The organism is Cognatishimia activa, assembly GCF_001458335.1.
Taxonomy (GTDB): domain Bacteria; phylum Pseudomonadota; class Alphaproteobacteria; order Rhodobacterales; family Rhodobacteraceae; genus Cognatishimia; species Cognatishimia activa.
The window spans coordinates 1-20,632 of the sequence record NZ_CYTO01000002.1 but is presented as its reverse complement, the minus strand read 5'-3'; the positions used below and the strand labels follow the sequence as shown (position 1 = coordinate 20,632).

17 protein-coding genes and 1 pseudogene are annotated in these 20,632 nt (G+C 54.4%); 1 reads left to right on the top strand and 17 read right to left on the bottom strand.

The genetic code is table 11. The annotated features are described in order from the left end of the window. Window positions 1-54: 54 nt before the first annotated feature. The 3 genes from TA5113_RS00240 to TA5113_RS00230 all read right to left on the bottom strand — a co-directional run bounded on the left by TA5113_RS00240 (window position 55) and on the right by TA5113_RS00230 (window position 2,660). The gene (locus tag TA5113_RS00240; protein WP_058313275.1) at window positions 55-747 is read right to left on the bottom strand and encodes a DUF2026 family protein; all 693 of its coding nucleotides are present in this window, start codon (window positions 745-747) and stop codon (window positions 55-57) included. A 99-nt stretch (window positions 748-846) separates the two neighbouring features. Then, window positions 847-1,107 (bottom strand): helix-turn-helix transcriptional regulator, encoded by a 261-nt coding sequence (locus TA5113_RS00235; RefSeq protein ID WP_058313274.1) that lies wholly within the window; start codon window positions 1,105-1,107, stop codon window positions 847-849. Between the two features lie 269 nt (window positions 1,108-1,376). After that, window positions 1,377-2,660, bottom strand: a complete 1,284-nt coding sequence (locus TA5113_RS00230; protein ID WP_058313273.1) for a tyrosine-type recombinase/integrase — start codon at window positions 2,658-2,660, stop codon at window positions 1,377-1,379. Window positions 2,661-2,943: 283 nt separating this feature from the next. Between TA5113_RS00230 and TA5113_RS00225 the strand changes: the two genes are divergently transcribed. After that, the gene (locus TA5113_RS00225; protein WP_058313272.1) at window positions 2,944-3,255 is read left to right on the top strand and encodes a hypothetical protein; all 312 of its coding nucleotides are present in this window, start codon (window positions 2,944-2,946) and stop codon (window positions 3,253-3,255) included. Window positions 3,256-3,645: 390 nt separating this feature from the next. On the opposite strand, the pseudogene TA5113_RS00220 reads toward TA5113_RS00225, so the two are convergent. From TA5113_RS00220 to TA5113_RS00155, 14 genes and pseudogenes are all read right to left on the bottom strand, one after another. Next, window positions 3,646-4,303, bottom strand: a pseudogene (locus tag TA5113_RS00220) (GntR family transcriptional regulator). Window positions 4,304-4,321: 18 nt separating this feature from the next. After that, window positions 4,322-5,821 carry an AMP-binding protein gene (locus TA5113_RS00215; RefSeq protein WP_058316557.1) on the bottom strand — a complete coding sequence of 500 codons (1,500 nt, stop codon included), beginning with the start codon at window positions 5,819-5,821 and terminating at the stop codon, window positions 4,322-4,324. Next, window positions 5,818-7,221 (bottom strand): acylating sulfoacetaldehyde dehydrogenase, encoded by a 1,404-nt coding sequence (sauS, locus tag TA5113_RS00210; protein WP_058313270.1) that lies wholly within the window; start codon window positions 7,219-7,221, stop codon window positions 5,818-5,820. Before sauS ends, TA5113_RS00215 begins: the two co-directional genes overlap by 4 nt. A 100-nt stretch (window positions 7,222-7,321) precedes the next feature. Further along, window positions 7,322-9,187 (bottom strand): SLC13 family permease, encoded by a 1,866-nt coding sequence (locus TA5113_RS00205; RefSeq protein ID WP_058316556.1) that lies wholly within the window; start codon window positions 9,185-9,187, stop codon window positions 7,322-7,324. Window positions 9,188-9,202: 15 nt separating this feature from the next. Next, window positions 9,203-10,144 carry a dimethyl sulfoxide reductase anchor subunit family protein gene (locus TA5113_RS00200; RefSeq protein ID WP_058313268.1) on the bottom strand — a complete coding sequence of 314 codons (942 nt, stop codon included), beginning with the start codon at window positions 10,142-10,144 and terminating at the stop codon, window positions 9,203-9,205. A gap of 11 nt (window positions 10,145-10,155) precedes the next feature. After that, entirely contained in the window at window positions 10,156-10,896 is a 741-nt protein-coding gene (locus tag TA5113_RS00195) for a 4Fe-4S dicluster domain-containing protein (RefSeq protein ID WP_058313267.1), read from the bottom strand. Beyond that, the gene (locus tag TA5113_RS00190) at window positions 10,893-13,751 is read right to left on the bottom strand and encodes a molybdopterin oxidoreductase family protein (RefSeq protein WP_058316555.1); all 2,859 of its coding nucleotides are present in this window, start codon (window positions 13,749-13,751) and stop codon (window positions 10,893-10,895) included. Before TA5113_RS00190 ends, TA5113_RS00195 begins: the two co-directional genes overlap by 4 nt. After that, a complete protein-coding gene (locus tag TA5113_RS00185; RefSeq protein ID WP_058316554.1) occupies window positions 13,741-14,052 on the bottom strand; it encodes a hypothetical protein in 312 nt (103 codons plus the stop codon). The genes TA5113_RS00190 and TA5113_RS00185 overlap by 11 nt, the downstream gene beginning before the upstream one ends. A gap of 150 nt (window positions 14,053-14,202) precedes the next feature. Then, on the bottom strand, window positions 14,203-15,726 hold the full coding sequence (locus TA5113_RS00180) for a tripartite tricarboxylate transporter permease (RefSeq protein WP_058313264.1): 1,524 nt from the start codon (window positions 15,724-15,726) through the stop codon (window positions 14,203-14,205). A 5-nt stretch (window positions 15,727-15,731) separates the two neighbouring features. Beyond that, entirely contained in the window at window positions 15,732-16,307 is a 576-nt protein-coding gene (locus tag TA5113_RS00175) for a tripartite tricarboxylate transporter TctB family protein (RefSeq protein ID WP_058313263.1), read from the bottom strand. Window positions 16,308-16,388: 81 nt separating this feature from the next. Then, window positions 16,389-17,387, bottom strand: coding sequence for a tripartite tricarboxylate transporter substrate binding protein (locus TA5113_RS00170; RefSeq protein ID WP_245627092.1), 999 nt, complete (start codon window positions 17,385-17,387; stop codon window positions 16,389-16,391). Between the two features lie 37 nt (window positions 17,388-17,424). Continuing rightward, a complete protein-coding gene (locus TA5113_RS00165; protein ID WP_058313261.1) occupies window positions 17,425-18,183 on the bottom strand; it encodes an enoyl-CoA hydratase/isomerase family protein in 759 nt (252 codons plus the stop codon). A 15-nt stretch (window positions 18,184-18,198) separates the two neighbouring features. After that, window positions 18,199-19,350, bottom strand: a complete 1,152-nt coding sequence (locus TA5113_RS00160; RefSeq protein WP_058313260.1) for a CaiB/BaiF CoA transferase family protein — start codon at window positions 19,348-19,350, stop codon at window positions 18,199-18,201. Window positions 19,351-19,383: 33 nt separating this feature from the next. Continuing rightward, on the bottom strand, window positions 19,384-20,184 hold the full coding sequence (locus tag TA5113_RS00155; RefSeq protein ID WP_058313259.1) for an IclR family transcriptional regulator: 801 nt from the start codon (window positions 20,182-20,184) through the stop codon (window positions 19,384-19,386). Window positions 20,185-20,632 lie beyond the last annotated feature (448 nt).

The window sequence follows — 20,632 nt, the reverse complement described above, 5'->3', positions numbered from 1 at the left end:
ATTTTCACCAAAAGGACTGTGATTATAAACCCTCTTGGTGCTTAATTTAGATACTTATGCTGTAACTGTTTCGTTTACCCAAGATTGTGACGCCTCGTAGTCCGCTGGCTTAATTAACAATCCCCGACCATCCTTATGAACGAAACGCAGCTGTGATCCGCTATCTTGTTTCAACTTTGGCCACCAGTGCAGCAGGGCCTGAGCCAGATCATCTAATTCATCGTTTTCCGCGAACTGAGCGATTAGAGATTTGGTTAAGCTTGGATCGGGCTCTGTGAATAAAACGGCGCCCTGCTCGAATTGTTTAATTGTCTTGGCGTCCATTTCCTTTGGGATTTGAACCATTGCGCTGGGGACCTTTGACGAGTGCTCGGTGCCCGCAAACACATCAGGGTACATCGGCGACATTAAATCGATGCAATGCGTTTCAGTTTCAATCCAAGTATGAAAATCATCGTCCTCTGTATTCCCGATGGACGATTTCAAACTGCCAATACCATAAGTTCCTCCGCTCAAATTGTTGCGTATACGCCAGTTACCAACAACGCGGCGGCAATTAATCTCCATTGCGAGTTTCATTACTACGATGCCCAAAGTCGAGATCATGAAGTGGCTTTCAGCGCGGCTTTTAGGTTGTCCGGCATGGTGTACGATTCCATACGTAGCCGATGAAAGAAGGTTGAAGTCTTCCTGTGAAAGTGGAGCCTGATGATCCAAATTATGTTCCTTACGTTCTAATTCCTGCAATTCCGCTCCAATCCAATCGTTCTGAAAAGATGGCGTCAGGCAGTAATGTGAAGCCGAATTGGCCCGAACGAACCATGAAAGGCGCACGGGCCGCTCGCTTTAGTTTTCCAGTGGGGTTTCTTGTTGTGCTGCCAGCTCTAACCAAAAGCGAATCTTGGCCCACGGCCAGACACGATTGCGGCCATGGAAACATGGAGATGGGAAGCGATCCTGTGCGATTCTGCGGTCGAGAACCGCAGGGGACATTGAGCATAATGCTCGCACTTGCTTTGCATTTAATAAGGCTTGATCAGGCAACGTCGCATAGTCAATTTGTGACAACGGTGCGCCTGCCCCGACTGTTTGGTCGAAAGTATTCATAGTTACACCTTCAATTTTGATTCAGGTGCTGAGACGTGTGGTTGATTTGTATGATCCACGGATTCCCAGCAGTGATTAACTGTGTGGGACGTCTACGCGGTTCGCGAACTAGTTTTGGGTCAGTCGCAGCCTTGTCAAAGGCCCGGTGGTCATCGGCGTATCAAGCCTATGCTTCTCTCGATATTAGACACATGGTGCCCCGCTATACCCCAAAACAGTTTAGCGGCCTTACTGTAGCGCTATATTTTTAAACTCAAATTGTCAATCGTCTATACCATCCGAGAGCTATTATTCTGTTTTCTATGAACAAAATCAGCCCAGTCTTGCATCATTTCCCTGCGCCTTTCAAGCATGTCTGAGCGGCGATAGGCACGTTCAACTGCCGAGCCCATATTATGTGCAAGTGCGATTTCAGCCATTTCTCGGGGCCATTCAGTTTCCTCAGCGGCCCAATCGCGAAAGGTCGAACGAAATCCGTGCGGCGTTGCAACACGGTTTGACTCGGCATCCCTCCAACCGTCACCCTCAGCAGCCTCTTCTGCAGCATTCATCTTTTTAACAATCGACGCGATAGTCATGTCACTCATTGGCTTGCCAGAAACTCCACTCCAGATAAGTTTTCCACCAGCAATACGCGGCGTGGCATCCAAAACCATAAAAGTCTGCTTCGACAGCGGGACACGATGGCTCTTCCCAGTTTTCGTCCGTCCAGCAGGTACGTTCCAAACCTGTTGCTCAAAGTCGATTTCTTCCCACTCTGCGTTTCGCACTTCACCAGAACGGCTAGCCGTAAGAATAAGAAATTCGAGAGCAAGCGCAGAGTTGGATACTTTTCGCTTTTTTAGCGACCGCATGAAATCTGGAATATCTTTTACAGGCAAAGCTGGGTGGTGAGCTTGCTTATGGAGCTTGCTCGGAGGAGCCAGAATCTGATCCAAGTGGCCCCGCCATCTAGCTGGATTCTCGCCTGCCCGATGACCGCTGACGGTGGCCCAATTCAAAACGCGCTCCACTCTGCTACGCACCCTTGACGCTGTATCTGGCTTTTCTTTCCAGATTGGGCGCAGAATTTGAAGGATGTGATCCAGTTCAATCTTGTTGACAGGCAAATCGCCCATTATTGGAAACGCATAAGCTTCCAAAGAGTTTTCAAATTGCTGCCGTGCACGGTAGGCGTTTTTCTGATGCACAATTTTGTCTTGGCAGAACTCCAAAACGCATTGTTTGAATGTCTTTGCAGCTTTTTCTTCGGTTGGCGGTTTTGCCTGTACACGCTGCGACCGCCTCTCCTCGACCGGATCAAAACCCGCCCACGCACGATCAAGTGAAATCCTTGCCCGCTCGCGGGCCATGCTCAAAGTCACAGAGGGGTAACTACCAAGCCCCAAGTCGCGACGCTTACCGCCAAATGTCATGCGAAGTACCCAAGAACGAGAGCCTGAGGCCTTTACTTGCAAGCACAATCCACTGACACCACCAACTCTGTGGTATCCCGGCTTGTTCAGCTTATCGACTTGAAAGGCAGTCAGTTCTTTGAGAGTACGTCGCGGCAAAATTCACTCCTATTTACCCCCCTATTATACAGTTCGAAAGATAACTTGAGAGGAGTAGAGATGAAAGGTAAATCGTCACAAAACCGAAGAAAGTCTTTAAGATCAATAAAGATGACAACGGATGGCCGTGGTACTCGCCTCCAATATCCTCTCTTAAAAACAAACACTTGCGAACACAGCTTCGACAGCCGTTTCATAGACTGCGATTCTGGTAAACCTGTGGAAAATCCGTCGCAATCCGCTAATAGAAATCTCGGATCGAAATGTAACGAGAGACACAGCAATGATTAAACAACTCGCAATCGCCCTGACCATCGCGGCCACACCTTTCGCAGCACAGGAATTCACCGCACAGGAGGCGGTCAAAGCTGTCGAAGATATCGCCTATCTGGACGCTGTGGACGCGTGGTGTGACAACTACATGGCCAACGCGGCAATGCTGATCGAATACGAAATGGCAGCCGAAACCATGGAGTTTGCCGCTCTCAGCCCAAAGCGGTCCGTCACATGGCGTGCTTCGCGCTCAGCGCTGCATCTGCGAGATTTGAAGGTCAGTTTCCCGAAAGCAGACACTCAGCGGTTTCATGCTGCCTGATGTGATGCTGCGTCCCGCCCCGACGGCAGCGAAGCGCAGGTAAGCGGACTTTGCAAAGTTTGGCGAACGGCCCCAATCGGACATTCGAGCTTAGCAAAATTCAACAATCCGCCTTCCCGAAAGCTACCGTTCGAACCGGGCGCAGCGTTTAGGGCTGAACGGATGACTGCAATGCGGACAAGCCGGCCTTTTGCTCATGCCGCTATTGCAGACGCAGCATTTGCTTGCATGTGCGGCACGTTCATCGCTGCGTTGAAGCGCTAGTTGCCAATCCGGTCATTCACGGATGTAGATTTTGTCCAATCCGATTCTGTGTTTTCGCTGCTGCTTGATCCGACAACTCAGACGCGAGACCAAGCCGACTTTTCTGTATCTGCAACAATCAAACCTTCATTCAGCAATGTTCTTGAGGGTTCTCATCAGGCTGTGGAGCTTTTCTCCCTGAATCGCCACATGCCCACGTAGAACGTTAGCCGCAGCCTCGGAATCTCCTCGTTCGAGGGCCTCCAGGATGGTTTTGTGTTCGTTCATGTATTGCGCCATGCGACCTCTAAATCTCAGCTGTTGACGTCGGAATGGCTGGAGGCGCCGGTACGGTATTCTGGTCTCAGCCTCCAGGATTCCGTTGCCCGACTCCCGATAAATGGTTTTGTGGAATCGTTCGTTCTCGCTGTAGTAGGAATCGGGGTCTTGTGCCTCAATGGCTTCCTGGCACTTGTCATTTGCATCATGCAGATCTTCCAGAGCTTCGTCAGAAATGCGCATCGCAGAAAGACCTCCACACACAGCTTCGACTTCTGCCATGACTTCAATCATTTCCATGAGTTCTACCGGACCGGGCTGACGAACAAAAGCTCCTCGCCGAGGCGATCAATGCCACCAACCCAGAGCGCGCAAGCACTTGCAATGCCGCACTCAACGGAGTCCTGGAGACTCCGAAATGCTCGGCAACGCGGACTTCGTCAAGGCGATCTCCGGTGACATAGGTTCCATCAAAATTCCGCTTCTCAATCTGATCAGCGATGATACCAGCACGACTTTTTTTCATAACCGTCACGGGAAATTTTCACTTGATCAGGTCTTGAATTTTGATCCTTTGGATCTTTCCAGAAGGGCCTTTTGGAAGGTCATCCAGAATATGCACCTTATCCGGTGATTTAAATGATCCGAGCCTCTCAGTACAGATTTCGGCGAGACGTTCTGACGACAAGCTGGACCCGTCACGTAGCTTAACAGCAGCCTCGACGCGTTCTCCATAGGACTTGCACGGAACCGAAAACGCAGCTGCTTCAATGACATCAGGATGCGAATAGAGTGCCTCGTCGATTTCACGAGGGGCGATGTTTTCACCACCTTTGATGATAAGCTCTTTCAGGCGGCCTGTCACAAAGAAATACCCGTCTTCGTCGACATACCCAAGGTCACCGGTCCGCAGCCAGCCATCTGATGTGATTGCCTCTCGCGTGGCTTCTTCGTTTTTCAGGTATTCGCGCATTACATTTGGGCCGCGAACTGCAATTTCACCCCTGGTATTGGGTGGCAAGGGTTTGAGATCGGCCGACAGTATACAGGTTTCATTCCCACATGCCTTGCCCGGCGACCCGATTTTGCGCACGCCCGGTGGCAACGGGTTGGATAGCATTTGTGCTGCCGTTTCCGTCAAACCCATTGTTTCAACAATTGGGACTTCGAAACGTGTTTCGAATGCGGTCTGTAGATCCGGCGCGAGCGGAGATGAGGCTGAACGACCGAAGCGCAATCGAGCTTTGGTTTCGGCCGTTGGTTCGATGTCCGAATGCAGCAAGTGGGAAATGATCGTTGGGACGACCGAAAACCAGGTTACATTCGCGCTTTCGCACTGGCCCCAGAATCTTCTTGCCGAGAATTTTTCTACAACGGCCAGCGACCCGCCAGAAATCAGCGTGCTGAGCACGGTCACACACAGCCCGTTGATGTGATAGATCGGAAGGACACACAGACCGCGATCTTCTGGCGATAATTTATGGGCCAGGGTTGGAGTCCAACCGCCAGCCAGCAAGCTCGCATGGCTGTGGACGACACCCTTGGGTCGCCCCGTCGTTCCGGACGTGTACATCAGAAGCGCGTCATCATCGGGAGAAAGCGCGTGCAGCGCAGTGGCTTCGGCAAGGTGTGAAGCAGAGAACCTAGATATGCCGGCTGGACGCACTCTTTCGAACATATCTGCCTGTGCGTCACCTACAAGAGCGGTTTTCGCCTCACAATGGTCAAGAGCGTAGCCAATCGCCTCATCGCCCGCGACAAGGTTGATCACCGTCGCGCGAAATCCGCCATATAGCACACCGTAAAGGCACTCGATCGCATTCCGCCCGTTTGGTTGGAGGATTGCAACACTGGCCCCCTTTTCCACGCCTTGCGCTGTAAGCTGCTGTGCCAACTGCATTGCTTTGCTTTGTAAATCCGACCAAGTCAGCGCGGGCTCTCCGTCGAAGAACACGTACGCATCGCGATCCCCAACAGCACTAGCCCGGTCATCCAACCAGTCGCGAACGGTGCCTTCGGGAGGTGTAAGATCGTTCATTTTCATTGGTCTGTCTCCTTCCAGTAATCTGCAAAAATATCGTCGAGCGCTGGCTCGACGGGTGGGATTTCGCGAACGATCTTGGTGCTTTGGATGAAGTGCTTCCAATGCAGGTTGTCGTCGATCGCGTTCCTTCCCCAGCTGCCGCATCCCATGGAAAGCGAGAAAGGCATACCGTTGTTAAAGGACCCGCCGGTGGCAAAGGTGTGCGCCTGATTTACGATGACACGGCAGGTCGGCAGCGATGCGCCCAGCGCCACGGCGCGCCCATCGTCTGCGGTATGAATGCCGATAGAGTGCCCGGCCCCCTGATAGTTCAGAATTCGGGTCGCGATGGCTTGCGCGTCGTCGTAATCCTTCGCACGATAAAGGGCAGCAACACGGCTAAGCTTTTCACCCGACAAAGGATGGTCAGCGCCGATCCCTTGGGTTTCGACGGCAAGGAATTTGGTGTCTTCCGGCACTTGACCGGAAAGCCCCAGCGCCTCGATCATCTTGTCAGCATCCTGCGCGATGACCTCGCGGTTCAGATGACCGTCGGGCCAAAGCTTGGCGACGATTTGTGCTTCGTCCTTTACCAGCGCGCCACCTTCTTGGGCCAATGCGGCGATAAACGCGTCATAGATCGCATCAACGACGATGATCGAATTCTCAGAAGAACAGGAGGTCGCGTTATCAAAGGTCTTGGACGCGGTGATTTTCTCGGCTGCGCCGGTCAGGTCGGCGGTTTCGTCTACGATTACGGTGACATTGCCCGCACCAACCGCCACAGCAGGCGTACCACAAGTTTGCGCACGGTGGACGTTGTTCTGGCTGCCGGTGCAGATCACACGGTCGCTTAACTCCATCATCGCCTGCGTCTTGGCCTTAGAGCCTGGCGCGGGGATCATCTGGACCAAATCATGATCCACCCCCAGCTTGTCGAACTCCGCATGAATATAGGACAAAAGCAGCTCGCAGCTTGCTACCCCCTTGGGGGACGGAGCAACCACAACCGCGTTGCCGCATTTCAGGGCGTTGATAATGTTGTTGGCAGGCGTCGCCGCCGGGTTGGTCGAAGGCACCACGGCACCAATCACCCCGATCGGCCGGGCGATTTCAGTGATGCCGGTGGTTGGATCATCGCTGATCACGCCATGCGTTTTAACACCCTTGATGTCGCGCATCAGGCCAAGTGTCTTGCGACGGTTCTTGATGATCTTGTCAGGCACATTGCCCAGCCCGGTCGTCTCGACCGCAAGCTCGGCCAAGGCCTTGTTGCGCGACGGCTCCATGATCGCCCAAGCAGCAGCATCGGCCGCGCGGTCATAGCGGGCTTGATCGGCATCGGCCTCGAAAGCTTTCTGGGCGGCGCGCGCCCGGGCTACGATTGCAGCGACCTGGGCAATGTCATCCTGTGCAGTCATCTTAGAATTCCTTTCCAGAATACAGGGCACTGATCGCCCTATTTATTTGTGTGGTTCTGGTCTTCGCCTGGTAGGTGCTGAATTCAGTCAGCCAAGACCGCTAGAAAACCCAGTTCAACATCGTGATCGACACGACGAGAAACAGCACCGTCATCACGCTGCCCGCCCGCATGAAATCTGCAACGGAATACCCCCCGGGTCCCATTGTCAGCGCATTGACCTGATGTGTCGGGATCAGGAATGAATTGGATGTGGAAATCGCAACGGTCAGAGCAAAAAGTGCCGGATCAGCCCCAACGCCCAGAGCGATATTCACCGCTAGTGGAACCAAAAGAACTGTAGCGCCCACGTTCGACATCACCAGCGTGAACATAGTGGCGAGAACAGCGACCGCGGACTGGATCGTCCAGATCGGCATACCATCGAGAACTCCGAGCACGAGATCGGCAATCCACTGTGCTGTGCCGGTATTCTGAACCGCCTGACCCAGGGGGATCAGGCTGGCCAGCAGGAACACAGTATTCCAGCCCACCGCGTCATAAGCTTCCTGAATGCTCAGAACGCGGCTGCCAATCATGCCCAGTGCCCCGACCAGCAGACATAGCGACAATCGCAGATCTGTCCCGAGGATAAGCGCCAGCGCTATAAGAAAGAACACCATGGCATGGGTGACTTTCTGGGGGCGCAGCTCTTCTTTGGGGTAGTCGGTTGTCACGACAACAAAATCCCGGTCTTTCTCAAGCCGCGCCAGCGACTCCCACGATGTGTGGCAAACCAGTGTGTCACCCGCCTGATAGGGCATATTGCCCAGCATATTTTCCTTGCCGCGGGTGAACACGTCACCGGCCCGGTAGAGCACAAGCGGCGACAAACCATAGACCCTACGCATCACGATTTCGCGGCCGGTCTTTCCGATCAACGACGAATTTGGTGGAATGACGACTTCGGCAATGCCGCCTTTCGATGCACCGAGAGATTCCGAGAACTTCTCCAACTCGGGCAATTCGACCAGCCCAAAGTCAGCGCGGAATGCTTCGACATCGTGGCGTGCTCCGATCACAGCAAGGCGCGCTGGCGTTTCAATCAGAACATCGCGTGGCGGCGCCATGAAGGTCTTTTTGTTGTAGTGCGTTGCGACAATGAGGATCTTGTAAGCGGTCTCTAGCTCATCAATCGACTTTCCCGCCAAAGCCGTTCCGTCACGAATGTCGATTTCGTGAATCTCTCCGTCGAGATTGTAGACCTTATTAAAGTAATCCAGCAGACTCTGTGACTTGGCCCCGACCTTGGTCGAGACGGTGGGAAGCACAAATCGCCCGAGAACAACAAAATACAAGATTCCAGTAATGACCAGAGCGACGCCAATCGGTGTTGCATCGAACAACCCGAATGCGTTCATCTGCTGGTCCGCCGGCAGGGAATTATTGACACTAAGGATCAGGTCGTTGAGCAGGATAAGCGGGGACGAGCCCACCATTGTCATGGTGCCACCCAAAATTGCGCAAAAGCCCATCGGCATCAACAGCCGCGACATAGGCAGGCCAGTTCGGACCGAAATCCTTGAGACAACAGGAAGGAAAAGGGCTGCCGCTCCGACATTTTGCATGAAGGACGAAATGACTCCCACGACTGACGAAATCAGCACAACAATGCGGGATTCCGTGGAACCACCAACCCGCGTGATCCAAACCGAAACCGCCGACATAACACCGGTTTTGTCCAGACCCGCGCCGATGATCATCACAGCGATGATAGAAATCACCGCGTTGCTCCCAAAGCCGTAAAACAGCGTGGAGACATCCACGACGCTTTCCAACCCTGGCAGCGACGCAATACAACCCAATAGCACCATGATGCCGATGGCCGCGACATCGACCCGCACGATTTCTGTCACGAACAGCCCAACGGTCAAAGCAAGGACCGCCAACACAATTACCATTTCGGTCGTTAGGCCAAAGGCTTCCATGACTTCTAATTGCCTTTACGCCCGGGTCGCGCCGTAAAATAGCTGGCTGACATGGTCGGCGTCAGCAAAGAAAAGCCAGCGTTCGGTGGCCACACCCCATGCTGCGGCTAGAGTTGCGATGAGATACAGCATGGACGCTGCTCCTGGAGCCAGGATGACCATCGTCACAGCACCGATTGGGACTACAAAAAGGGTGATTATCGACAGACGGCGCAAACGCGCTGCATGTTTGCGCGCGACCTGATAGCCCATTTCGCGCATCACAAAGTTTGGCTTCGTATGGGGCGGGTCCAACGGCACGACAGAGCCACCCTGCCCCCCAAGTCCCGTCGCCATTTCGGCGGTGTATTGCCCTGGGTCGGCGTCAATCTGACGCCAATAAGCGAGCTTTATCGCACCGGCGACCACTAAAGACACCAAAGTGAGAGCCCCGAGCCAAGCAGCGGCTGCGCCAAAGAACGACATCAATAGCGCAAGCAACAGCGAGCCGGTCGCCCCCGCCAAAGCCAGATAAACCACTGGTGTGAGCCCCTTGTTCCACTGACGAATGGTCCGCAGAGAGCCATAGATCATGCCTGTACAATAGACGGTCGCAACCGCCCCTATGGCTGACAGCATGGCTAAAATATTGGTAAACCCGACCTCGGCTCCGACCAGCCAAATCAACCCCAAAAGCCCGGCAGGAATGTAGGTCGCGACAGCGGCCACGCCCTCGCGCGACAGCCAGGAAGAGCGCCATTGCGAAAACGCCCCAATGGCCCGCTCTGGATGGCCTAGGTGGAGGGTTGATGACACGAGCCCCGCTGTGATCAGCGCCAAGGCCAAAGTGATGGCAACAAAGGCCATGACCCCACCCGGCAACCGCCCAGCCATGTGGGCCAATGACAGCCAGAACAGCAGGCCGTAACCTGCGCCAGAGGACGTGGTGAAAACGATAACGGAATATGCTGGATGCATCTTGGGACCTCCTACCGCGACAGGGCTTTGTCAGCCCATGCAAACAATTTCTCGAGCCGCGACCCATCCGGGGCGGCGGGCTCTTCAACCGCCGGGGCGGCCTGAACACTGTTGATGCGCGGGGGTAGATATTTGTTGACAGGTTTGTAGCCGAATTCATCTAGCAGGTTGAAACCGTCCCGCTCGGCCACGGATTGAGAGACCTCGCTGTTTGGATCTCCAAGGTCTCCGAATGCTCGAGCGCCGGTTGGGCAGGCGCGGACGCAGGAAGGGACGCGGTCCTCTTCGGGGATGTTTTCGTTGTAAATCCGGTCCACGCATAGGGTGCATTTCTTCATCACCCCATCATCATAATCGTATTCACGTGCGCCATAAGGACACGCCCAAGAGCACAGCTTGCACCCAATACACGTGTCCGGGTTCACCAGGACGATCCCGTCTTCCTCGCGTTTGTAGGACGCGCCGGTCGGGCAGACGGTCACGCAATCGGGCTCTTCGCAATGCAGGCAAGACCGCGGGAAGTGAACCGTTTTGGCCAGGCCTTCGGCTGAGGTCGCCTCGAAAGAGTGGATCCGGTTCAGCCAAGCGCCCGAAGGGTCAGCGCCATACGGGTCATGATCCGACAATGGCGCGCTGTATCCGCTGGTGTTCCATTCTTTGCAGCTGGTCGCGCAGGCCTGGCACCCAACACAGATATCTAGATCAATCACTAGACCAAGTTTTTTGTCGGTCTTTTTAGGTAGGCAGGTCATCGAGCTTTCCTCCGGAACTCAGCGCCGAAAGCGACTTTCAAGGGCGAGGGTTTCTGATTGCCGGTGCCCAACGGTTCAAAAAACGGTTCAGTTTTCTCGTCGCCATCCGCCTTTTCGATCGATACGCGTAGGTCAAACCAAGCGGCCTGTCCGGTGATCGGGTCCGAGTTGGAGTATCGGTAGCCACCGCCGCCCGACGGCAGCAGCTCCGAGATCAGGTGGTTCAACAAGAAGCCTTGATTGCTTTCAGGAGCGTCATCGCTCAGTCCCCACGCGCCGCGACGTTTGCCAATCGCGTTCCAAGTCCAGACCGTGTGCGGGTTTACGCCGTCCATCAGCTTGACCTGACATTTGACACGCCCCTGATGTGAGCTAAGCCAGACCCAGTCGTCATCCTTGGCTCCAATCTGCTTGCCCACTGAGGTGTGAATATACAGCCGGTTCTGCGCCGTGATCTGGCGCAGCCACGCGTTCTGCGAACCCCACGAGTGGTACATATGCATGGGCCTCTGCGTGATCGCATGCAGCGAGAACTTGTCGGTATCGACCATGCTCTCTTCCATCGGTTCATACCAGAACGGCAGCGGGTCAAAATACGTCTGGATCCGGTCTCGCGCCCGTTCAGGCGGCTGACGGTCTCCGTGCCCTTCTGCGGCCAGTCGGAACCGTTGCACCGGCTCTGAATAAAGCTGGAAAATCGTGGCATCAGGGGTCAAGCGAATACCCTTTTCAATCCCCCAATCCAGATAGCCCCGGTTGGCGTGGCGGAAATAGGCGTGTTCCGGGTCGAGTTTTTGCTGCCAGAAAGACCCGTTCTCAATGTACTGTTTCAATTGGTCGGGGTTCTTCTCACCCACGCCATATTCACTGCCATCCTTGCCGCGGAATCCAGCCAACGGGCCGATACCCGGTTTGCGCTCGTGGTTGACGATGTAGTCTGGATATCCTCCGGGATACAGCGGAGCGCCCGCATCATCGACAAACCCAGGCAGGCCCAAGCGAGCGCCAAGATCGATCAGCACTGTCTGGAATCCACGCACGTCGCGATCGGGTTCCACCACCGGATAACGGATGGAATCCGCCAGGATCTCTGGTTCTGAAATCGGGCGATCCAGCAGCGAGATACAGTCGTACCGCTCCAGATAGGTCGTGTCTGGCAGGATCAGATCCGCAAAGGGAACCGTTTCGGAATAATAGGCGTCCGAATAGATGATCTTGGGGATCACATAGTCGCCGTTTTCATCGGTTTTGGTCAGCGCGTCGATGGTTCCCGGCGTGTTCATAGAGCTGTTCCAGGCCATATTGGCCATGTACATGAACAGCACATCGATGCCGTAAGGATCTTTGTTCGCCGCGTTGTTGATGACCATGTGCATCAGCCCGTGCGCCGACATCGGCGCGTCCCAGCTAAAGCCTTTGTCCAGTCGGTTCGGCCCGCCATCTTCGTCGAGCAGCAAATGATGCGGCCCGTGAGGGAAGCCCAGATGTGGACCACCAAGAGGCATCTCAGGTTTGATGTCGCCCGCTGCGCCATGTGGTATCAGGTTGGGCGGGGTCTGCTTGGGGTACGGCGGTTTGTAGCGGAAGCCACCGGGGCAATCGATCGAACCCAGAAGGATCTGCAGAATATGTATCATCCGGCAGGTCTGGAACCCGTTCGAATGGGCCGAGATCCCGCGCATCGCGTGCATCGAGATCGGGCGACCGATTAGCTTGTCGTGCTTTCGTCCCCAAGCGTCGGTCCACTCACGCTCGATGATGACCTCTTCCTTGAAGGCGACATGGGCCAGTTCGGCCGCGATCTTGCGGATCTGAGTGGCCGGAACCCCGGTACGCTCTTCCACAGCTTCGGGGGCATATTCATCATCAAGATAACGTTCCGCCATCAGCTCGAACACGGTCCGTCCCGTGCGTCCGTCCGGCAGCGTGCGCGTCCCAGTGAGGGATGCGGACAGGTCGCTGACCTTGCCGCTGCCAAAATCGCCAGCCTCGTTCGACCAGACCAGCGGATTGCCGTCTGCGTCCCGGGCGAACAACCCATGATCGGCGGCGCCGGGGTCCTGGATGACCAGCCAGGGCGAATTCGTGTAGCGGATCAGGTAATCTAGGTCGATTTGTTGCGCGCGGAACAACTCGTGGATCAGAGCGCCGACAAACAGAGCGTCCGTACCCGGGCGAATGCCAACCCACTCGTCCGCCACAGCGTTGTAGCCAGTGCGTACCGGGTTCACCGACACAAACTTTGCGCCGCGTTTCTTGATCTTGCCAATGCCCTTTTTGATCGGGTTTGAGGCGTGATCCTCGGCTACACCGAAAAGCATAAAGTACTTCGTGTAGTCCCAATCCGGGTCACCAAATTCCCAGAAGCCACCGCCAAAGGTGTACAACCCGCCAGCGGCCATATTGACTGAGCAGAACCCGCCATGCGCGGCAAAGTTCGGTGTCCCGTACTTCATCGCCCAGAGCCCTGTCAGAGACTGGCTTTGGTCGCGGCCAGTAAAGAACGCCAGCTTCTTGGGATCAGTCTTGCGCACGTTGCCGAGCCATTCGGTCGCCAGTTCCAGCGCCTCGTCCCAGGAAATCTCTTCAAACTGGCCAGAGCCCCGAGGCCCGACCCGTTTCATCGGCGCGCGCAACCGTGCAGGCGAATAGTGCTGCATGATGCCCGATGCACCCTTGCCGCAAATCACGCCCTTGTTGATGGGATGGTCCCGGTTCCCCTCGATGTAGTTCACCTTACCATCACGTAGATGCACGTTGATCCCACAACGGCAGGCGCACATGTAACAGGTCGTCTGGCGGATCTCGTCGGATACCTTCGGTGACGTGTCTAGAATGGGTTGTTTATGCGCCATATTCGACTACCTCTGAGTTTTTTTGTACGGCAGCTTGAGACGCCGTGATCGTAATCGCTTGGAAAATGCTCTCAGCACCGCATCCCCGCAACAGATCCTCTTCAATCGGTTGTGGTTTCAAACTTAAATCGGCACCTTCGACAGGATTGGAAAACGCTTTGGCAATGTCGAACATTCGTGCTGGCCCGTCATTTTCCGCCAATTCGGCCGCCGTCGGGACCGCTAGCTCCTCGCCTTCTGAGAGAAGAAGCTGAGTTGAGAATGGGTGTGCAACCTCGAATACTGAAACAAGAATATCCATGCAGGAAACCTCCATCTGAAGCTTTGGGGCGGCTTCCGGGCGCAAGACCGCCCGGAAGGATCGTTCGGGTGATTGGGAGAAGTGTCACCCGAAGTATGATGCGACGCCAAAGGCTAGGGGACGGCGTCGCTTCACAAAAGGGTTGCCGTTTTAGTCGATCAGGGCTCTTTTCAGATGCCCGCCCCGAACCTCACTGATGATGCTCGTGATAATGATGACCGCAGCCACAATAATCAGAACTGCAGAGATCGGCCTTTGCAGGAAACCCAGCAGATTGTAATCCATGAGCTGCATTGATTTGGCAAATGCTGCTTCACCCAGTTTGCCAAGGATCAAGCCAAGTACGACGCCTGCTGCGGAGTATCCGGTTGAGCGAAGCAGGTAGCCTGCGATGCCAGCGATGAACATGATCCAGACATCAATGAACAGGTTGCGCAAAGCAAATGCACCTACGATCGCCAGGATAAGAATGCCAGGTGCGAGCCAGCGAAATGGAACGCGCAAGATGTGAACCACAGTTTTCGTCTGTACCCAGCCGAGGAAAATGATCAGAAGGTTAGCCCAGAACATTGCGGCGAAGGTGATCCAAACCAGATCCCCGGAATTGATAAAGATCAGTGGACCAGGTTCCATACCGTGGATTTGGAAAATACCCATAATCATCGCAGTCAATGCGCCACCAGGCAGACCCAACGCCAAAAGCGGGATCATCGCTGCACCCGTTGCGGCATTGTTTGCTGTTTCGCAAGCCACAACGCCTTCGAGCTCGCCTTTGCCGAAGTTATCGCGGTTTTTGGACCAACGCTCTGCCTGACTATAGCCAAGGAACGCGGCAAGTGTTGCGCCAATTCCCGGTAGGATACCGGAAAAGAAGCCAACGAAAATGGATCTTACAATTGTCCACCTTACAGCTATGAACTCAGCGATCGTCGGGAACTCGATAGAAGCCTGAGGGCGACTACGTGTGCCTTTCGCAATGTTGACAGCCTGTGCCAACACTTCGGAAACCGCAAAGAACCCAAGGATCATCGGAATGAAGTGAATGCCGGCTGACATGTAGTATGACTGGTATTCTAGGCCAAGAAACGATCCTTGGCTAAACCGAGGAATGCCGCCGACTGGGTCAGAGCCGATCGTCGCGATCATCAAACCTACGAGTACAGATAGCCACCCCTTCCAAAGTGTTGACGCACCAATCGAGGCTGACACCGCAAGCCCGAATAAAATGAGCGCAAATATTTCTGGTGGGCCAAAGGCGCGAACGGCGAAGCTGGCCACAATTCCTGTTGCAGACATCATAACGATTGTAGAGATTGTGCCGCCCAGGGCAGAACAACTGACAGCAGCGCCAATTGCTTTGCCTGCCTCACCTTTCAAGGTCATAGGATAACCATCGAGACAGGTTGGCGCGTTTTCCGGCGCGCCGGGAATGTTAAAGAGGATGGCTGTGATCGCGCCACCAAACACACCCGCGCAGTAGATCACAGAAAACAGCATCACCGCGTTTTTCGGATCCATCGTGATCGTAAACGGCAGCAAAACTGCGCCGAGCGTTAGCATGTTTACTCCCGGGATCGCTCCGAAAAGCATCCCTCCGAAGAGGCCGAGAAAGAAAATCATGATCGAAGTGCTGTCGCTGAAAAGGCTCAGCGTGCCTTGAATAAATAGGTCCATTGGATCTACTTTCCATATCTGGTGAATTCGATTACGGCGACATTCACATCATAGAAGAAGGGTATGCTGCCGACCGGGAGCGCAACGTAGAAAAACCGAGTAAAAGCAACGAGGAAGAGGCCGAAGACAATGGCCACAACCAACGCAATCGTCAGCGGTTTCCGTACACCTAAGAGCAGCAGCAATCCCAAAACAAACAGTGGGGCGGCCACGTAAAAGCCAATCGCAGGCACTACATAGAGAAAGCAAAACGGGAAGCCGAAAATGGAAAGATGTAGAGCCATTTGTCGCCAGTTTCGCTCGACCGGTTCCTCATTGAGGCCAAGCTCCTCCGGAGAGCCACGATGAATTTCCAACAATCTGGTTATGAGCTGTCCGGTAGCGCCAACCACCGCGACGAGGCACAAGGCACGAGGCCAACCTGTTGCACCTAGTCTATAGTTCTGAAGAGTCTCGTCGAAATAGGATGTTTGCTGGACGTAGAGCCCGACCAGCGCAATCCAGAACACCCACTCTAGGACCGGGCGGATGAACAGGGTGGTGTCTGCTGACGACCCCCTTGTAGATGCTGACTTTGACATGATTCCTCCTCCGCAATCACATGGGTAGTCCCGATTTCCGAAACGGGAGCAGTCAACTGACCGCCCCCGTCACGACAGGCGTTATTTGCCGATGCCTAGTTGTTCATAGACGTCACGATAGACGTCGATCGTGTCGCTGATGAGCTCGACAGCTCCATCACGATCCCGGAAGCTTTGAACCAAGTTCATGTACTTGGCCTCGTTGAACTCCGCGAAACCTGGGTTTTCAAACCCTGCTGCACAAGCGGCTTCCAAGTACTCGACGCGATCCGGCGCCACACCTTTCTTGACAAAGAAGCCACGGAAACGCGTCAGAGCTTCAAAGTCCGCGCCGACTTCGCGGTGTGTTGGCACGTCAGCAAAAACACCTGGGCGTTCATTCAGGAACGTCAGGATCGGTTTCATTTGACCGCCATCAAGGAAGCTTCTTACGTCGCCAGGCTGCTCAAAGAGAATATCGACATGTCCGCCGATCAGTGAACCGTAAGTCTCGGCTGGCTTGTCATAGGTAACCTGACGGACTTTCAGTCCCAGCGCGTCAGAGATCTGTTGCATGGTCACCAGTTCCATTGACCCGACCTTGCCAAGAATGCCGATCGACAACTCGTCCGGATGCTCGTCAATGTAGGCGACAAGGCTTTCCCAGTCCGTGTAACGGGTTTCATCAGGACGGATGTAAATCTGCGAAAAGGTGATCTGCGCAATACAGATCGGGATCCAGTCCTTTGCAGGATTTTCCCGGATATCTCCTTTAGCGTAGGCGGCAACCGCTGTGTCGATGTGCTCCATAACGGTGAATCCGTCAGGAGGCGAAATCATGAAATCAGGGATAGCTGCCGTGCCACCGCCACCTGGCTTGTTCACAACCTGAAAACTAAGGCCGGTTTCTTCCTCAATTGCCTTGGCCATGGCACGAGAGAGTTGGTCTGAACCGCCACCCGCGCCGTAAGGCACGATCATGGTCAACGGGCGATTGCCAAAGCCCGCAGGCTTTTCCGGAATATGGGATCCGGCATATGATGCCGTGCCCACAATTGCGGCCATTAGGCCAGCCAGTGCAGTATTGCTAAACTTCTTCATGTTGGTCTCCTCCATTTACACGATTCTGTTGGTTTAGTTAGTTAGTCGAAGCTCCTTTTTGGGAGCGCATAACGCGGCTCCGATAATTCTCAATTCGAGCCTTCAAGCCCGGCCGAGCGGCGGACCGAACCAAGGCTGCCAGATCATATTCAGCGCTGTCGGAAGCGCGGGTCAGCCCCATCATTCTTGACGTTGCATTCTGTGGGATAGCCCCTGCGCGGGCGGCGAGATCTGAGGCAAAATCACTCCAGTCCACCTTCTCTACAAGATCGGTGGCCAGACCCAGCTCCAGCGCTTGCTCGGCTGAGATGGTTTTGGTGTCGATCAGCATATCCCGCGCGGCATCTTGCCCAATGAGGGCCGCCAACCGCCCCGTTCCAAGGGCCAGTTCGAAATTCCAACCCGGCATCTTGAGCTTGGAGCCCGGCGCCGCGACGCGGCGCCAGCAGGCTGCAAAGAGGTCCGCGCCAGCGCCTACGATCTGTCCATGTGCCAGGGCGACAATTGGGAATGGGCTCAGATGGATCTTCTGCAACAACAGTTCAATCCGGACAAAGCGCCACAGCAGATCGCCGTCAGATAATTCGGCAATATCCGACAGATCAAAGCCGGCGCAGAAGTGTTTGCCGTCGCCTTGAATGATCGCCATCCGAACATCACCAGCTTGTTCCAGTGCATTGATCAAATCTTCAACCAATGCAGGCGCTAAAGAATTGGCTTTAGAACCACGGTTCAAAGTCAGGGTAAGCACGTCGCCATCTCGGGTGCAGATCAGGTCTGTTTCATCTGATGACATTACAGGGCCTCCTCCTTACGCCTTAACGGCATCGCCGGCTAAACTGGCCAAAACAGCCTCGGTGTGCTCTCCAAGAGCAGGTGGGCCACTCGGAATTGGCTGGCACTCATCGTTGATCCTAAGAACCGGCCCAAATGTTTGGGTCTCGACGCCATTGGGCAACGTGATTGGCTGCACCCATCCCATGTGTTCAACCTGCTTGTCCTTCAGTGCATCAGCGAAACTGTTGATTGGGCTGCAAGGCACGCCTTTTTCGGCGAAGGCGTCGAGCCAGTGAGAGACCGGTTGCGTCGCAAAAACTTCTTCAAGCATGCCTTTTAACTCGACCTGATTGGCAGCACGCAAAGTGGGCGTTGAAAAACGCTCTACATCTTTGAGATCGGGCTTTCCGACGACATCGCAGACGTGGTGCCACAAGCTGTTGTTGCCAGCCGCCATGCCAAAGTAGTCATCTTTGGCCTTGAATGCCTGATAAGGAGCGTTTCGAGGGTGGGCAGACCCCAGTTTCTGAGGCGCTTTTCCTGTTCCGAAATATTCGCTGGTCTGCAATGCGGCAACACCCAGTGTCGCTCCAAGCATCGACACATCGATATGCTGGCCTTTCCCGGTGTTGTTTTTCTGAACCAAGGCAGACACGACGCCCATGGCACCGTAGAGACCAGACACAAAATCACACAATGGAACGCCACATTTCACAGGGGCACTTCCAGGCTCACCAGTGATACTCATGACGCCCGACATAGCCTGCATTGTCAGGTCAAAACCACCTTCGCTGGTTCTTGGGCCGCTTTGCCCGAAGGCCGAAATGGAACAATAAATCAGATCGGGTTTTTCTGCGCTCAAGCTCTGGTAATCCAGGCCGTTGCGCTTCATCACACCCGGTCGGAAGTTCTCGATGACAGCATCGGCGCTCAGGATAAGGCGGCGTGCATTTGCAACACCTTCAGGAGATTTCAGATCCAGCACGACTGATCGTTTGCCACGGTTGATTGACGCAAAGTTCTCGCTGTAGCCATCATTCACTGGCGGCCAGGTGCGCATGGCGTCTCCAGAAGCACGCTCAACTTTGATCACGTCGGCACCCATATCCGCCAAAAGCATGCCGCAATACGGGCCTGCAGCGATTTCGCAGAATTCAATAATTCTTATTCCACTAAGCGAACTCATTCGATTTCCTTTCAGAGATTTGGAGGCCAGGAGCTATAGGCTCTGACTTGCGCCGCCGGTTTCATTGTGAGCCTGCTGAGTCAAAAAAAATGACCGAGGGCACCCTAGTTCCTGTGAAATGTCGCGAGCAAAACCGGTGACGGTTTCTGCGTAACGTTCCATTTTCTTGACATCGACTCGGCTGGCCGGTGCTGACAAACCAATTGCCGCAACAACATCACCAGAGCTGTCAGCAATGGGTGCGGCCAACCCGATGACGTCTGATCGCCATTCGCCCCGGTTTACGGCATAACCACGCTCTCGGTTTTCCGCGGCTTGGCGGCAGAATGCCTCGACATCCGTTATTGTGTGCGGCGTGAATTGATTGACCGTTTCATAACAGCGGCGGATATCCTCCTGAGGCAGATATGCCATCTGAATTTTTCCGGTTGCAACGCAGTAGGCAGGCGCTCGCCCGCCCAGCTGAGTATAGGTTCGAACCGGTTCCTTGCTCTCGATCTTGTCAACATAGACGACTTCAAACCCATCCATTTCAGAAAGATGAACGGTTTCGTTGGTCAGCTCCGCAAGTCGCCGCATGTAGGGCTTCACAATGTCGCGGAATGAAAAGTTTGAGAAAATTTGGTGACCCATCTCCCACATCCGAAGAGAGGCTACATAAGACGAATCCGGGGTTTGGCGAGCGTACTTCAGTGAAATCAGAGTCTGCAGCAGCCTGTGAACGTTGCTTTTCCCAAGACCAAGTCTTTCGGACAGTTCTGATACCCCGAGAGGCCGGTCACTTTGAGCAAGTTCCTCAAGGAGGGCAAAGGCTTTGGCAACGGTCTTGTCCATGTCTCTGTTCCACTATTTAGAATGGCATTCATATTACCGGAACGCTGGTGGTCTGTCAACATTTTCTACATATACGAATTCTGTTCCAAATATCAGAACGACGAGGAGTTCTAGACACAGCTCAACCGCTCTGAGGGAGTGGACATTGCTGCAGGCGCAGCGATAGCAAACTTGTCCCGCGATCTGTGAATTGACGCCCTCGGCTTGCGACGCAGCGCATTAACGGCTCCTATTCACATCGCCGCGCGGCACAAATTTTCGGGCAATCGCAGCGAGAAATCACGATGACCGTCATGGGCTCAAAGCTGCCTTGCGGCGATGCAGCGCCAGACTTTGCCAGATTCTTATGAGCTGACGCCATCACAGATGACGGCAGGCAGCCCAAAGCAGACATGGCCATTCGGCACTTCGGGCGGTAAGCATGCGTAATTGGGCTGACCCTGTTCTG